Consider the following 246-nt stretch of genomic DNA (forward strand, 5'->3'; position numbering starts at 1 on the left):
TGTAAAACGTATTAGACAATGTGACGCGTATCTTCCTGAGAAAGCATTTGATGCTGTAAATGAAGATATAGATGGTCAAATTATGTTATCGAATATTTAAAAAGAACAACGTGGAACTTCAGTAGCATCGTTAGCACTTGCAGCAGTTTCAGTTCCTAGCCGCCATCAGAAGAAAGGAATCGGCGGAAATCTGATCACGGCTCCGTTAGAAAAACCGAAAGAATTAGGATTCTGGTCAGTTGTAGT

1 pseudogene is annotated in these 246 nt (G+C 39.4%); it reads left to right on the plus strand.

The features are described 5' to 3' along the window. Positions 1 to 246, plus strand: a pseudogene (locus JDS81_RS30715) (GNAT family N-acetyltransferase); the annotation flags it as partial.

The organism is Bacillus cereus group sp. N31, assembly GCF_016483245.1.
Classification (GTDB): Bacteria; Bacillota; Bacilli; order Bacillales; family Bacillaceae_G; genus Bacillus_A; species Bacillus_A toyonensis.